Origin of the sequence: Pseudomonas sp. Leaf129, assembly GCF_001423465.1 — a bacterium.
Taxonomy (GTDB): Bacteria; Pseudomonadota; Gammaproteobacteria; order Pseudomonadales; family Pseudomonadaceae; genus Aquipseudomonas; species Aquipseudomonas coleopterorum.
In genome coordinates, this window is record NZ_LMOC01000011.1 from 152,834 (window position 1) to 167,479 (window position 14,646).

Here is a 14,646-nt window from a genome sequence, read left to right on the forward strand (position 1 = left end):
TCGTGCCTGGAACGCCTGCGTCGCAGGCACGATGTGGTGGGTTTCGATCGCGCGTTCGGTGAAACGTTCGATGCGAAGGTTCGGTAGAATCGGCTTTTTTCGCTGCCACAAGGAATCCCCATGGCTCCGCTCTACAGCGCACGCAGTCGCGCCATCGAACCGTTTCACGTGATGGCGCTACTGGCCCGGGCCAATGAACTGCAGAGCCAGGGGCACGATGTGATCCACCTGGAAATCGGCGAGCCGGACTTCACCACGGCCGCCCCCATCGTTGCTGCCGGACAGGCCGCATTGGCCGCCGGGCATACCCGCTACACCGCTGCACGGGGGCTGCCGGCGCTGCGCGAAGCCATCGCCGGGTTCTATCGACAGCGCTACGGCCTGGACATCGACCCCCAGCGCATCATGATCACCCCAGGCGGCTCGGGCGCCTTGCTGCTGGCGGCCAGCCTGCTGGTCGATCCCGGCAAGCACTGGCTTCTGGCCGACCCCGGCTACCCGTGCAATCGGCACTTCCTGCGCCTGGTCGAAGGCGCTGCCCAACTGGTCCCGGTGGGTCCTGCACAGCGCTATCAACTCGACGCCCAACTGGTGGCGCAGCACTGGGACGAGCACAGCGTCGGAGCCTTGGTGGCGTCCCCGGCCAACCCCACCGGCACGTTACTGAATCGCGACGAATTGCGTGCCTTGAGCCAGGCCGTGAAGGATCGCCAGGGCCATCTTGTGGTCGACGAGATCTATCACGGTTTGACCTATGGCACGACCGCCGCCAGTGTGCTGGAAGTGGATGACGATGCCTTCGTCCTAAATAGTTTTTCCAAGTATTTCGGGATGACCGGTTGGCGCCTCGGCTGGCTGGTTGCACCCCCTCAGGCTATCCCCGAACTGGAAAAACTGGCGCAGAACCTGTACATCAGCGCCCCGAGCATGGCGCAGCATGCGGCACTGGCCTGCTTCGAGCCGGCCACGCTGGAGATCTTCGAACAGCGCCGCGAAGCATTCGGCCAGCGCCGCGATTATCTGTTGCCTGCGCTGCGCGACTTGGGCTTCGCCATTGCCGTCGAGCCTGAAGGCGCCTTCTACCTGTACGCCGATATCAGTGCATTCAGCGACGATGCCTTCGCATTCTGCCAACACTTCCTGGAAACCGAGCACGTGGCCTTCACGCCGGGGCTGGACTTCGGCCGGCATAAAGCGGGTCACCATGTCCGCTTCGCTTACACCCAGAGCCTTCCGCGTCTGGAACAGGCCGTGGCGCGGATCGCTCGTGGCCTGCAAAGCTGGCAGGCGAGATGATCTTCTCACCGGCCCTGGAAGAAGGGCGTCTGATCCAGCGCTACAAGCGGTTTCTCGCCGACATCGAGCTTGAAGACGGCGAGCGGCTGACCATTCACTGCCCCAATACCGGCTCGATGCTCAACTGCATGATGCCCGGCGGTCGCGTCTGGTTTACGCGTTCGAGCGACCCCAAACGCAAGTTGCCGGGTACCTGGGAGATCAGTGAAACGCCGCAGGGCCGATTGGCCTGCATCAATACTGCGCGGGCCAATGCGCTGGTCGAGGAAGCGTTGATCGCCGGTCGGATAGCGGAGCTGGCCGGATTCTCTGCATTCAAGCGCGAGGTGCCCTATGGCCAGGAGCGCAGTCGTATCGACTTCCGTCTGGATTACCCGGATGGCTCCGCATGGGTCGAAGTGAAGAGCGTAACCCTGGGCTTCGCCGACAGCCGCATCGCAGCGTTCCCCGATGCCGTGACCCAGCGAGGCGCCAAGCACCTGCGTGAATTGGCCGCGCTGGCCCGCAGCGGCGTGCGCGCTGTGCAGCTGTATTGCGTCAACGTCGATGGCGTGGACGCCGTAAGACCGGCGTCGGAGATCGACGCAGGCTACGCGCTGGCGTTGCGCCAGGCGGTGGATGCCGGTGTCGAGGTGTTGGCCTATGGCGTGCACTTGGATTCGCACGAGATCGTCATCGACCGTTGCCTGCCGGTGATCCTGTAACCCTCGCGGGGCAGGGCGCCACGGATCTCCAGGCAAAAAAAGACCCGGCAAAGTGCCGGGTCAATAACCGTGATTAGCCTGATGAGGAGACATCTGAAAGTCCGAACCAAGGGCCTTCCAGAGATCACCAGTCTCGCGACTGGATGTGATAATCATAACGATTCTCATTTAAGAGTCAAGTGCTCTGCGCATTTATTTGCGTCGGCTGTGCAAAATGGGTCTAGAACCTGCCCGGAGGCAGCAGGGCCGCGACCTGACGGTTCAGGCTCTGCTTGCGTTCGCATGACAATTCGTTCCAGTGCACATCCCGCAACGCTCCCTCGATCGCATAGAGAAGCACCTTCGAAGCGCGAAAACCGCGATGCCTCACCGCGCAGTACGCCTGTACGGCGCCCACCCGGCGAAGGTCGGTAGCATTGTGGATACCGACAGCATGAAGCCATTGAGCGGAGGTCTTGCCCAGATTCTTCAGGGCCAGAAGTTCATCGGTCATCAAACCTCCTGGCGTCGGCCAAGGCATGAGAGGGGGAACGATGGGGCAGGCAGCAGCAAACAGTGTAGCGGCGGCAGACCGGCGTGCCGCGTGGCCGGTCTGGTCGGATCGAGCGCTAAGGTGTGTTACAGCCCTGGCAGGCGTTGGCGGATCTGCTCCACCAGTTTGTCCAGACTGCCGCTTTCATGGGTTTCCACGCGACGGGTCTGCAGCAGCTCGGACTCGCTCAAGGGTTCGCGGCTCGCTTGCTGGGCGTCGATCACCGCCTGGGTAGCGTCGGAAGGGTCGTCGGAATGGGCCTGACGCTGCTGCAGCCAGCTGGAAATTACCGCCGCCGGCGCGTTGCAATCCAGGATCAGGAACGGCACCCCGGTGGACTCGGCGATCTGCGCCGCTGCCGCGCGTTGCTCGGCTTTGAGGTACGTCGCGTCTATCACCACCGGCAGGCCGGCGCGCAGCACGTGTTCTGCCAGCTTGTGCAGGTGCAGGTAAGTCGCTTCGCTGGTGCTGACGTCATACAGGCCCGTCTCGGCGGTCTGGGTGCCGAACAAGCGCTTGCGCTCCACGTCCGAGCGCAGGCGGATCGCACCCAGCGCCTCGACCAGGCGCAGGGCGACGTGACTCTTGCCCACTGCCGATACGCCGCTGGTTATGGCCAGGAAGCGCGAAGGGATGGCGCTGTAGCTTTCCGCCAGGTTGGCGTAGTTGCGGTACTGGCGCAGCGTCGTTGCGCGCTGCACACCGGTGGCGTCCGGTGACAGGCTGAACAGCGCCACCTTGGCCCGCACCAGCGCGCGGTAGGCCTTGTAGAAGTTCAGCAGTTCGAGGCCTTGGTAATCACCGGTCAGTTCCAGGTAATGACTGATGAAGCGTCGCGCCAGGCTCTTCAGACCGCGGTCTTCCAGGTCCATGGCCAGGAAGGCGATGTCGGCATAGACGTCGGTGAACCGGAACGGCTCGTTGAACTCGATGCAGTCGAAGATCACCACTTCGCCATCGATGACGGTAGCGTTGCCCAAGTGGATGTCACCATGGCACTCGCGGATGAACCCTTCTTGCTTGCGCAGCGCCAGCAGCGGTTCCAGGCGCACATAACTGCTTTGTGCCCAGGCCTGCAAGGCATCCAGCTGGGCCAGGTCATCCTTGTCGGTGAGGAACGGGCGAATCTGTTCGAAGTTCTGTTCGACCGGAGCCATCGCCGCCTTCGGCGTGCCGGCTTCGTGCGTATCGGCGACCACGGGGGCCGCACGATGGAAATCGGCAATCTGCCGTGCCAGCGAATCCACATGCGCCTGGGTCAGTTCACCGTTGGCCTGCAGCGTGCTCAACAGATTGCCACCCTCGAACTGGCGCATCTGCAGTGCGTACTCGATCGGCTCACCTTCGCCGCCCAGCACAGGTGCTTCCGCGCTGCCGGTGATCGGCAGCACCTGCAGGTACAGGTCGGATGTCAGGCGCTGATTGAGGCGCAGCTCTTCGGCGCAGAAGTGGGCGCGGTCGGCCAGCTCGGAGAAGTCCAGAAAGCCGAAGTTCATCGGTTTCTTGATCTTGTAGGCGTAGGGGCCGGTCAGTATCACCCAGGAAATGTGCGTCTCGATGACCTGGAACCCTTCCACCGGATGCGGATACAGGGCCGGGTCTTGCAGGGCGGCGATCAGGGTCTGGCTCACAGGCGATCCTTCATAGGCTGGGATGATTTCAAGGCCGTCATTATGGCCAGTGTGTGCGGTGATGCAAATCGCCAACGGTCCCTGCCCGCGACAAATCAAAGTGCGTATAATCCGCCGCCATGACTCGAACCCGATCTTCCCGTACCTCTAAAAAACCCCCATCTGGCGGCCTGCGCACCTGGCTCGGCTGGGGCCTCAAGCTGGGCCTGGTAGGCCTGGTGATCCTCGCCGGCTTTGCCGTCTACCTGGACGCCGTGGTCCAGGAGAAATTCTCCGGCAAGCGCTGGACCATTCCGGCCAAGGTGTACGCCCGGCCGCTCGAGCTGTTCGTCGGCCAGAAACTGGCCAAGAATGATTTCCTGACCGAGCTCGACGCGCTCGGCTACCGTCGGCAAACCACCGTCGATGGTCCGGGCACCGACTCGGTCAATGGCAATACGGTCGACCTGAACACCCGTGGCTTCCAGTTCTACGAAGGGCTGGAACAGCCCCAGGCCGTGCGTGTGAAGTTCTCCGGCGATTACGTCTCGGAACTCAGCGGCAGCGGTGGCAAGAAGGTCGCAGTAGTGCGTCTCGAACCGTTGCTGATCGGTGGCCTGTACCCGAAAAACCTCGAGGACCGCATTCTGATCAAGCTCGATCAGGTGCCACCTTATCTGCTCGACACCCTGGTGACCGTCGAGGATCGCGACTTCTACCACCACTTTGGCGTCTCGCCCAAGTCCATCGCCCGCGCCATCTGGGTCAATACCTCCTCCGGCGCCATGCGCCAGGGTGGCAGTACCCTGACCCAGCAGTTGGTGAAGAACTTCTACCTGACCAACGAGCGCAGCCTGACCCGCAAGCTGACCGAAGCAATGATGGCGGTGCTGCTGGAATTGCACTATGACAAGGGTGAAATCCTCGAGGCCTATCTCAACGAGGTTTTCGTCGGCCAGGATGGCCAGCGCGCCGTGCACGGCTTCGGTCTGGCCAGCCAGTTCTTCTTCAGTCAGCCATTGTCCGAGCTCAAGCTGCACCAGGTGGCATTGCTGGTGGGTATGGTCAAAGGCCCGTCCTCCTATAACCCGCGGCGCAACCCCGAGCGGGCGCTGGAACGACGCAACCTGGTGCTCGACCTGCTGGCGCAGCAGGGCGTAGCGACTCAGGAAGCGGTCGACGCCGCCAAGAAGATGCCCTTGGGCGTGACCAAGCGCGGCAGCCTGGCCGACAGCTCGTTCCCCGGCTTCCTCGACCTGGTCAAGCGCCAGTTGCGCGACGATTATCGCGACGAAGACTTGACCGAAGAAGGCCTGCGGATCTTCACCAGTTTCGACCCCATCCTGCAGATGAAGGCTGAATCGTCGGTTACCGACACCTTCAAACGCCTGGCCGGGCGCAAAGGCGCCGATGAAGTCGAAGCGGCCATGGTCGTGACCAACCCCGAAAGCGGCGAAGTGCAGGCCTTGGTCGGCAGCCGCGTACCGGGTTTCGCCGGTTTCAACCGTGCGCTCGATGCAGTGCGCCCCATCGGCTCGCTGATCAAGCCGGCGGTGTACCTGACCGCGCTTGAGCAGCCTAGCAAATACACTCTGACCAGTTGGGTGCAGGACGTACCGTTTTCGGTCAAGGGCGCAGACGGTCAGATCTGGAAGCCGCAGAACTACGAACGCAATTCCAATGGCACGGTGTTCCTGTATCAGGGCCTCGCCCATTCCTACAACCTGTCGACGGCCCGCCTGGGCCTGGATCTGGGCGTGCCTAACGTGCTCAAGACCCTCGGCAAGCTGGGTGTGCAGGTCGATTGGCCCGCCTACCCGTCGATGTTGCTGGGGGCGGGCGGCCTGGCACCGATGCAGGTGGCAACCATGTATCAGACCTTGGCCAATGGCGGTTTCAATACGCCGATGCGGGGCATCCGCAGCGTACTCACGGCCGAAGGCGAGCCGCTCAAGCGCTACCCGTTCCAGATCCAGCAGCGCTTCGACCCGGCCTCCATTTACCTGATTCAGAACGCCATGCAGCGGGTGATGCGCGAAGGCACCGGACGTTCGGTCTACAACGTGCTGCCGAGCAATCTGAATCTGGCCGGCAAGACCGGCACCAGTAACGACTCGCGCGACAGCTGGTTCGCCGGCTTCAGCCAGGACGTGCTGGCCGTGGTCTGGTTGGGCCGCGACGACAACGGCAAGACGCCGTTCACCGGCGCCACCGGTGCGCTGCAGGTCTGGACCAGCTTCATGAAGAAAGCCGATCCGCTGCCGTTGGATACACCGGTGCCGGAAAACATCGTGCAAGCCTGGGTCGACGCCAAGACCGGACAGGGCTCGGACGCAAGCTGCCCCAACGCTGTGCAGATGCCGTATATTCGTGGCAGCGAACCGACTCCAGGCACCGCATGCGGCGGCGCCAATCCGGCCACCGACGATTCGGTGATGGACTGGGTCAAAGGCTGGTTGAACTAAGCGAAGGGGAATGAAGTGAACAAGTGGTGGTTTCCTGCCTTGACGGCATTAGCTTTGCTCAACGGTTGCGCCAGCGTGGAACGTGGCTCCATTCCAGTGGTTGATTCTGGCTCCGCGGTCACCAATGGCGAACGGGTATCGCGCACCGGCGGTTTCCGCCAGACCACCGTGGTTCGTCCAAAGGCACAGGCCCAGGCGATCACCGAAGATTCCGGCGTGGTCGTCATGGTGCCGCAAGGGGCGGGCTCGCAGCCGATCCAGAGCTTTCCTGCGCCAGGCAACAGTGCGCCGATCAGCACAGGGCCAATCACGCCCGGCCCGATAGTGCCCGGCCCCAGCAGCTCGGCGCCCGTGAGTCAGGCGCCGGCCTATACGCCGGCGGCGCCAAGCACGACCTACAACATGCCTGCAAGCGCTCCGAGCGGAATTCCGCGGGCCAGCAGCAGTAGCGGCCTGTCCGCCGACGAACAACTGGACGGCCCGGTCCTGGCACTGTTGACCACCGCTCAGCAACAGCAGGGTGGCGGCGATCTGAACGGCGCTTCCTCCAGCTTGGAGCGGGCCCAACGCATCGCACCGCGCGAGCCGCAGGTGCTGTACAAGCTGGCGCAAGTGCGGCTGGCCCAGGGTGACGCTGCCCAGGCCGAGCAACTGGCCCGCCGAGCGCTGACCTACGCCAATGGTCGTCCCGATCTGCAGGCGAGCTTGTGGAACATCATTGCCCAGTCGCGCGACAAGCAGGGCGATGCGGCGGGCGCCAACCTGGCTCGCCAGAAAGCCAAGAGCGCTTCGTGATGGATGATCGTTTTCTCGCGATCGCCGAGCATCTGCTGTTGATCGAACGCGAATTACGTCAGCAGGGTTGGTGGCAGGATGTGCCACCCAGCGCCGAAGCGCTGGCCAGCGTCGAGCCGTTCAGCGTCGATACCCTGGACTTCGATCAATGGCTGCAGTGGATCTTCCTGCCTCGAATGAAGACCATCATCGAGCAGGATCTTCCCCTGCCCAACGCCTCGGGCATTCTGGCAATGGCCGAAATGGTCTACGCCGATCGTCCCGACCAGAGCCGCGGCCTGCGCGCCAGTCTGGCGCGCTTCGACGAGCTGATCGGGCAGGTACGCTAGACCCTTACGTGCACTGCTCGTCGATCACCTTGCGCACTTCCTCGATTTTCGCCTGACGCTCCTGCTCGGTCAGGCGCTTGACCTCGCCATTGACCTGCTGAACCACCCGCGGGTTGTTCTTGAGCTGCGCCAGGTTGGTCCTGACCCCCGTACAGAACTCGTTGCGCCGCGACGTCTCGTCGGCCACTTGCGACTTCACCTTGCGGTCGATCCGGCGTTGCTCGGCCTCGCCACTGGCTTTCATCACCGCGTCGTTGGAAATTGGCTCGGGCGGGGTTACCGGCTTCACGCCTTCCACGGCGGTCGCCTCAACGCCGTTGGGCGGTCGTGCATCAAAATGCGTCACGCCTTGGCTATCGACCCATTTGTAGATTTGTCCTGCCATCACCCATGGGGACAGGGCAAACAGCAGCAAACTTGCGGCAACGGTTGAACGCATGGCGCCTTCTCTGAGGGTTGGTTACGCATGAAACTACCATAGCTCAGTAGCCAGGCAGGGTTTATTGCGCCGTTTGGGTGCAGGTGCGCAATAAAATGCACGCATCACTTGACTTGCAGCAGACGAATCACAACAATCCAAAGTCCGCTGTACAGGGACTGCCAGAAGCAGACCCACACAGCAGAGCACAGGCGCACACCAGCGCCGACCCGTAATACCCGCAACGCGTTACCTCGCGCTGGGTGGGAAAGCCCGTGACACTTGGGTGCTCCCAATACTTGCTCAGTCAGTGCTGACGTACGTCGGCGACCACCGTCGCTCATGCTCTGCTGGCAGTAAACCTATTAAGACCCGTTCCCATGGAGCGGTATTCTGGCGTTTTAGAGGTGAACAACGTGGAGCTTTTATCTGGCGCTGAAATGGTCGTCCGCTTCCTGCGCGACGAAGGCGTTAAGCACATCTACGGGTACCCCGGTGGTGCCCTCCTGCATGTCTATGACGCCCTGTTCAAGGAACCCGCAGTCGAGCACGTGCTGGTCCGGCACGAGCAGGCCGCAACTCACATGGCCGATGGCTACGCCCGCGCGACCGGCAAGGCCGGCGTGGTACTGGTGACGTCCGGTCCGGGTGCCACCAACGCCATTACCGGTATCGCCACTGCCTACATGGACTCCATTCCGATGGTGATCCTCTCGGGTCAGGTGGCCAGCACCCTGGTCGGTACCGACGCGTTCCAGGAAACCGACATGATCGGTATCTCCCGTCCCATCGTGAAGCACAGCTTCATGATCAAGCACGCCTCGGAGATCCCCGAAGTCCTGAAGAAGGCCTTCTACCTGGCGCAGTCCGGTCGTCCTGGCCCTGTGGTGGTCGATATCCCCAAGGACATGACCAACCCGGCCGAAAAATTCGAATACGTCTATCCCAAGAAAGCCAAGCTGCGCTCCTACAGCCCGGCGGTCCGCGGTCACTCCGGCCAGATTCGCAAGGCCGTGGAAATGCTTCTGGCCGCCAAGCGTCCGGTCATGTACGCAGGAGGTGGCGTCATTCTCGGTGGTGCTTCTGCCGCCCTGACCGAGCTGGCGCAGATCCTCGACCTGCCGGTGACCAACACCCTGATGGGCCTGGGCGCCTATCCGGGCATGGATCGTCAGTTCGTCGGCATGCTCGGCATGCACGGCAGCTACACCGCCAACCTGGCCATGCACCATGCCGACGTGATCCTGGCCGTGGGCGCCCGCTTCGACGACCGTGTGATCAACGGCGCGGCCAAGTTCTGCCCGAACGCCAAGATCATCCACATCGATATCGACCCGGCTTCGATCTCCAAGACCATCAAGGCAGACGTGCCGATCGTGGGCCCTGTGGACAGCGTCCTGACCGAAATGCTCGCAACCTTGAAAGACATCGGTGAAGCCCCGAACAAGGACACCGTTGCCAGTTGGTGGAAGCAGGTCGAAGAATGGCGTGGCGATAACGGGCTGTTCCCTTACGACAAGGGCGATGGCTCCAAGATCAAGCCGCAGAAGGTCATCGAAACGCTGTGCGAGGTCACCCAGGGCGACGCCTACGTCACCTCGGACGTGGGCCAGCACCAGATGTTCGCGGCGCAGTACTACCTGTTCAACAAACCCAATCGCTGGATCAACTCCGGTGGCCTGGGCACCATGGGCTTCGGCTTCCCGGCGGCCATGGGTGTCAAGATGAGCTTTCCCGAGGCCCACGTTGCCTGCGTGACCGGGGAGGGCAGTATCCAGATGAACATTCAGGAGCTGTCCACCTGTCTGCAGTACGGCCTGCCGGTCAAGATCATCCTGCTCAACAATGGGGTACTCGGCATGGTGCGCCAGTGGCAGGACATGAGCTACGGCGGTCGTCACTCGCATTCCTACGTCGAATCGCTGCCCGACTTCGTCAAGCTGGTCGAAGCGTATGGTCACGTCGGCATGCGCATCACTGACCTCAAGGACCTCAAGCCGAAAATGGAAGAAGCCTTCGCCATGACCGACCGCCTGGTCTTCCTCGACATCCAGGTCGACGTCGGCGAGCACGTCTATCCGATGCAGATCAAGGACGGCTCGATGCGCGACATGTGGCTCAGCAAGACGGAGCGGACCTGATTATGCGGCACATCATTTCACTTTTGCTCGAGAACGAACCCGGCGCCCTGTCGCGCGTGGTAGGGCTGTTCTCGCAGCGCAACTACAACATCGAAAGTCTGACCGTGGCGCCCACCGAAGACCCGACCTTGTCGCGTCTGACGTTGACCACGGTAGGGCATGATGAAGTGATCGAACAGATCACGAAGAACCTCAACAAGTTGATCGAGGTGGTCAAGCTGGTAGACCTGTCGGAAAGCGCTCACATCGAACGCGAACTGATGCTGGTCAAGGTCAAGGCCACTGGCGCCCAACGCGCCGAGATCAAACGCACCACGGACATCTTCCGTGGGCAGATCGTTGATGTCAGCAGTAGCGTCTACACCGTTCAGCTGACGGGCACCAGCGACAAGCTGGATAGCTTCCTGCAGTCTATCGGCACCGCCTCGATCCTCGAAACCGTGCGCAGTGGCGTGACCGGTATCGCTCGTGGCGACAAAGTGCTGAGCATCTAACTCAATTGGCGACTGGCCGAAACGGCCTAGATAACAGGTGATATTCAATGAAAGTTTACTACGACAAAGATTGCGACCTCTCGATCATCCAGGGCAAGAAAGTAGCCATCATCGGTTACGGCTCCCAGGGCCATGCCCAGGCATGCAACCTGAAGGACTCGGGCGTCGACGTCACTGTGGGCCTGCGCAAGGGCTCGGCTACTGTCGCCAAGGCTGAGGCCCACGGCTTGAAAGTCGCCGATGTCGCTACCGCCGTTGCCGGTGCCGACCTGGTCATGATCCTGACCCCGGACGAATTCCAGTCCCAGCTGTACAAGACCGAAGTCGAGCCCAACATCAAGCAGGGCGCTACCCTGGCGTTCTCCCACGGTTTCGCCATTCACTACAACCAGGTCGTGCCACGCGCCGACCTGGACGTGATCATGATTGCACCCAAGGCGCCGGGTCACACCGTTCGTACCGAGTTCGTCAAGGGCGGCGGTATCCCTGACCTGATCGCCATCTACCAGGATGCATCGGGCAACGCCAAGAACGTCGCGCTGTCCTACGCTTCGGGCGTGGGTGGTGGCCGTACCGGCATCATCGAAACCACCTTCAAGGACGAGACCGAAACCGACCTGTTCGGTGAGCAGGCCGTTCTGTGCGGCGGTACCGTGGAACTGGTCAAGGCCGGCTTCGAAACCCTGGTTGAAGCCGGCTATGCACCGGAAATGGCCTACTTCGAGTGCCTGCACGAACTCAAGCTGATCGTCGACCTCATGTACGAAGGCGGTATCGCCAACATGAACTACTCGATCTCCAACAACGCCGAATACGGCGAGTACGTGACCGGCCCTGAAGTCATCAACGCCGAGTCCCGCCAGGCGATGCGCAACGCACTCAAGCGCATCCAGGATGGTGAATACGCCAAGATGTTCATCAACGAAGGCGCCACCAACTACCCATCGATGACCGCCAAGCGCCGCAACAACGCCGCTCATGGCATCGAAGTCATCGGTGAGCAGCTGCGTTCCATGATGCCTTGGATCGCTGCCAACAAGATCGTCGACAAAGCCAAGAACTGATACAGTTCCAAGCGATGAAAACGCGGCCCCGGCCGCGTTTTTTCGTTATGGTGGCAAGCTTCTGGTATAAAGCTGCAACGTTTTGCGGTCGAACCCTCGACCCAGACGCCTGTCGAAACTTTCCACACCGTTGCAAGGTATTGTCCATGAGCGAACGTCCCCAAGAGCCAAACAAGGCTCCTGACGCCGAAAGCCTCCTGCCGATCGATGAGCATGTCGAAGAAGGGCATGACGCCGAAGGACGTAAAGTCCGGCACCGCGGTATCTATCTTCTGCCCAACCTGTTCACCACGGCGAACCTGTTTGCGGGCTTCTACTCGATCATCAACTCGATCAGCGCCCAGAGCGCCGGCAATGCTGCCGAAGCCAGCAAGTATTTTGCTTACGCAGCCATCGCCATCTTCGTTGCCATGGTCCTCGACAGCCTCGATGGCCGAGTGGCACGCATGACCAACACCCAAAGCGCCTTCGGAGCGGAATACGATTCGCTTTCCGACATGGTCGCGTTCGGTGTCGCACCTGCACTGCTCGCCTTCGGCTGGGCACTGGGTGACATGGGCAAGGTCGGCTGGATGGTGGCCTTCATCTACGTCGCCGGCGCGGCGCTGCGTCTGGCACGCTTCAATACTCAGGTCGGTACGGCCGATAAACGCTATTTCATCGGTCTGGCCAGTCCCGCAGCGGCGGGTGTGGTTGCAGGGCTCGTATGGGCGTTCAGCGACTACGGCATCCAGGGTTCGAAGATGTCCTTCCTGGTCGCCCTGCTGGTCGCTGCTGCTGGCATGTTGATGGTCAGCAACATCAAGTACAACAGCTTCAAGGAGCTGGATCTCAAGGGGCGCGTACCCTTCGTGGCCATTCTGGCGGTCGTGCTGGTGTTCGCGGTGGTGTTCAGCGATCCGCCCCGTATTCTGCTGTTGATCTTCCTCGCCTATGCAGCGTCAGGTCCGATACAGTATTTGTTACGCATGCGTCGTCACAAAAAAGCCGACTAAATTCAATTTCACGCATAATCCGTAGTCTCTTGGTATGTTGAATACAGCCAAGGCTACGGAGGCACCATGCTCATCAAGCTACCGCGTGCTTCGGACTGCAAAGAGTCCGAAGTCACCCCCGAATCGATCTATCTCTCCCGCCGCTCGCTCATGGGCGCCACCGCAACAGCCTTGGCCGTTTCGGCGCTTCCTTCCTGGGCATCCGCTGCCGACCCGTCACGCTACGAAGGCGTCGACACCAGCAGTGCGCCTGCCTGGCTGAATGACCAGTTGGGTCAAACCCGCTGGGGCGCGGTCACCGTGCAAGGCGAGGCGATCACGCCTTTCAAGGATGCCACCCACTACAACAACTTCTATGAGTTCGGCACCGGCAAGGGTGATCCGGCAATCAATGCTGGCGCCTTGAAAACCGAACCTTGGTCGGTCGTGATAGACGGTGAGGTCGCCAAGCCAGGGCGTTATGCCCTCGAAGACTTCATGAAGCCCTATCAGTTGGAGGAGAGAATCTATCGGCTGCGCTGCGTCGAGGCGTGGTCCATGGTCATTCCCTGGATCGGCTTTCCCATCTCGGCCTTGCTCAAGCAGGTCGAGCCCACTTCGAAAGCCAAGTACATCCGCTTCGAAACCTTGCAGGATCCCAAGACCATGCCTGGCCAGCGTTCTGGCTTCGCCTTGATCAACTGGCCCTATGTAGAAGGCCTGCGCTTGGACGAAGCGATGAATCCGCTGGCGATTCTCGGCGTCGGCATGTACGGCCGCGAACTGCCCAACCAGAACGGCGCACCCTTGCGCCTGGTGGTGCCGTGGAAGTACGGGTTCAAAAGCATCAAGTCCATCGTCCGAATCAGCCTGGTCAGCGAGCAGCCAGAGACGACCTGGGAAAACATTGCACCGAGCGAGTACGGGTTCTATGCCAACGTGAACCCGGGAGTTGACCATCCACGCTGGACACAGGCTCGCGAGCGGCGCCTGCCCAGTGGGCTCTTCAGCCCCAACGTCCGCGAGACGGCAATGTTCAATGGCTACGGTGAGGAAGTAGCATCCCTCTATACCGGCATGGATCTGCGGAAAAACTACTGATGCGTTACCCGTTCTGGCGTTTGAGTGTATTCGTGGTCGCTTGCGTATGGCCGCTATTGTGGCTGTACCAGGCGTGGATATTTGCCTTGGGGCCCGATCCGGGCAAGGTGCTTGTCGATCGTTTGGGTCTGGGCACCTTGGTTCTGGTGTTGATCACCCTGTGCATGACTCCTTTGCAAAAGCTGTCTGGTTGGCCGGGCTGGATAGCCGTACGCCGTCAATTGGGCCTTTGGTGCTTTGCCTATGTGTGCTTGCATCTGGCCGCTTATCTGTTCTTCGTGCTTGGTTTGGACTGGGGGCAGCTTGGCGTCGAGCTGAGCAAGCGTCCCTATATCATCGTCGGAAGCCTGGCGTTCCTGTGTCTGCTGGCATTGGCCGTGACGTCCAACCGCTACAGCCAACGACGGCTGGGTCGCCGTTGGAAGCAACTACACCGCCTCATCTATGCAGTGCTGGGGCTGGGGTTGCTGCACTTCCTCTGGATCGTTCGTGCAGACCTGGAGGAGTGGTCGATCTACGCGGCTGTCGGCGCATTCCTGATGCTGCTTCGAGTTCCTGCCGTGGCGCGGCGTATTCCCCATCTAGCGGGGCGAAAACCAGCTACCTCGAAAAAGATTTGAATTAACGGTTGACGCACCTCCAGATCTGTCTATAATTCGCCCCACTTCCGGCGCAGCCGAAACGATAAACGCCTTGTTAATCAATGAGTTAGTCGTTCAGGCA

At 61.1% G+C, this 14,646-nt stretch carries 14 protein-coding genes; 11 read left to right on the top strand and 3 right to left on the bottom strand.

What is annotated here, in order from left to right; all coding sequences use genetic code 11:
- Nucleotides 1-120: 120 nt before the first annotated feature.
- Both ASF66_RS21185 and sfsA read left to right on the top strand, forming a co-directional pair.
- A complete protein-coding gene (locus ASF66_RS21185) occupies nt 121-1,296 on the top strand; it encodes a pyridoxal phosphate-dependent aminotransferase (protein WP_056845252.1) in 1,176 nt (391 codons plus the stop codon).
- Complete coding sequence (gene sfsA, locus ASF66_RS21190) at nt 1,293-2,000, top strand: DNA/RNA nuclease SfsA (RefSeq protein ID WP_056845253.1); 708 nt, start codon at nt 1,293-1,295, stop codon at nt 1,998-2,000. Before ASF66_RS21185 ends, sfsA begins: the two co-directional genes overlap by 4 nt.
- 220 nt (nt 2,001-2,220) lie before the next feature.
- Here sfsA and ASF66_RS21195 read toward each other — a convergent pair whose 3' ends face one another.
- Together ASF66_RS21195 and ASF66_RS21200 are read right to left on the bottom strand one after the other, a co-directional pair.
- Nucleotides 2,221-2,493: a TfoX/Sxy family protein gene (locus ASF66_RS21195; protein ID WP_056845254.1), complete on the bottom strand. Its 273-nt coding sequence runs from the start codon at nt 2,491-2,493 to the stop codon at nt 2,221-2,223.
- A 125-nt stretch (nt 2,494-2,618) separates the two neighbouring features.
- Nucleotides 2,619-4,163 carry a bifunctional aminoglycoside phosphotransferase/ATP-binding protein gene (locus tag ASF66_RS21200; protein WP_056845255.1) on the bottom strand — a complete coding sequence of 515 codons (1,545 nt, stop codon included), beginning with the start codon at nt 4,161-4,163 and terminating at the stop codon, nt 2,619-2,621.
- Nucleotides 4,164-4,282: 119 nt separating this feature from the next.
- On the opposite strand from ASF66_RS21200, the gene mrcB reads away from it, so the two are divergent.
- From mrcB to ASF66_RS21215, 3 genes are read left to right on the top strand one after another with little or no spacing between them, the layout of a single operon-like run.
- Nucleotides 4,283-6,607, top strand: a complete 2,325-nt coding sequence (gene mrcB / locus ASF66_RS21205) for a penicillin-binding protein 1B (RefSeq protein ID WP_056845256.1) — start codon at nt 4,283-4,285, stop codon at nt 6,605-6,607.
- Between the two features lie 15 nt (nt 6,608-6,622).
- Nucleotides 6,623-7,402, top strand: coding sequence for a tetratricopeptide repeat protein (locus ASF66_RS21210; RefSeq protein WP_056845257.1), 780 nt, complete (start codon nt 6,623-6,625; stop codon nt 7,400-7,402).
- A complete protein-coding gene (locus tag ASF66_RS21215) occupies nt 7,402-7,731 on the top strand; it encodes a YqcC family protein (RefSeq protein ID WP_056845258.1) in 330 nt (109 codons plus the stop codon). The genes ASF66_RS21210 and ASF66_RS21215 overlap by 1 nt, the downstream gene beginning before the upstream one ends.
- Nucleotides 7,732-7,735: 4 nt before the next feature.
- Here ASF66_RS21215 and ASF66_RS21220 read toward each other — a convergent pair whose 3' ends face one another.
- Complete coding sequence (locus ASF66_RS21220; protein WP_056845259.1) at nt 7,736-8,170, bottom strand: DUF4124 domain-containing protein; 435 nt, start codon at nt 8,168-8,170, stop codon at nt 7,736-7,738.
- A gap of 395 nt (nt 8,171-8,565) precedes the next feature.
- Between ASF66_RS21220 and ASF66_RS21225 the strand changes: the two genes are divergently transcribed.
- From ASF66_RS21225 to msrQ, 6 genes are all read left to right on the top strand, one after another.
- Entirely contained in the window at nt 8,566-10,290 is a 1,725-nt protein-coding gene (locus ASF66_RS21225; RefSeq protein WP_056845272.1) for an acetolactate synthase 3 large subunit, read from the top strand.
- A gap of 2 nt (nt 10,291-10,292) precedes the next feature.
- Nucleotides 10,293-10,784, top strand: coding sequence for an acetolactate synthase small subunit (gene ilvN, locus ASF66_RS21230; RefSeq protein WP_049858693.1), 492 nt, complete (start codon nt 10,293-10,295; stop codon nt 10,782-10,784).
- A 47-nt stretch (nt 10,785-10,831) separates the two neighbouring features.
- Nucleotides 10,832-11,848, top strand: a complete 1,017-nt coding sequence (gene ilvC, locus ASF66_RS21235) for a ketol-acid reductoisomerase (RefSeq protein ID WP_049858694.1) — start codon at nt 10,832-10,834, stop codon at nt 11,846-11,848.
- Nucleotides 11,849-11,994: 146 nt separating this feature from the next.
- Nucleotides 11,995-12,843, top strand: coding sequence for a CDP-diacylglycerol--serine O-phosphatidyltransferase (gene pssA / locus ASF66_RS21240; protein ID WP_049858695.1), 849 nt, complete (start codon nt 11,995-11,997; stop codon nt 12,841-12,843).
- 66 nt (nt 12,844-12,909) lie between these two features.
- Entirely contained in the window at nt 12,910-13,923 is a 1,014-nt protein-coding gene (gene msrP / locus ASF66_RS21245; protein WP_056845260.1) for a protein-methionine-sulfoxide reductase catalytic subunit MsrP, read from the top strand.
- A complete protein-coding gene (gene msrQ / locus ASF66_RS21250) occupies nt 13,923-14,543 on the top strand; it encodes a protein-methionine-sulfoxide reductase heme-binding subunit MsrQ (RefSeq protein ID WP_056845261.1) in 621 nt (206 codons plus the stop codon). The genes msrP and msrQ overlap by 1 nt, the downstream gene beginning before the upstream one ends.
- The last annotated feature ends 103 nt before the right edge of the window (nt 14,544-14,646 follow it).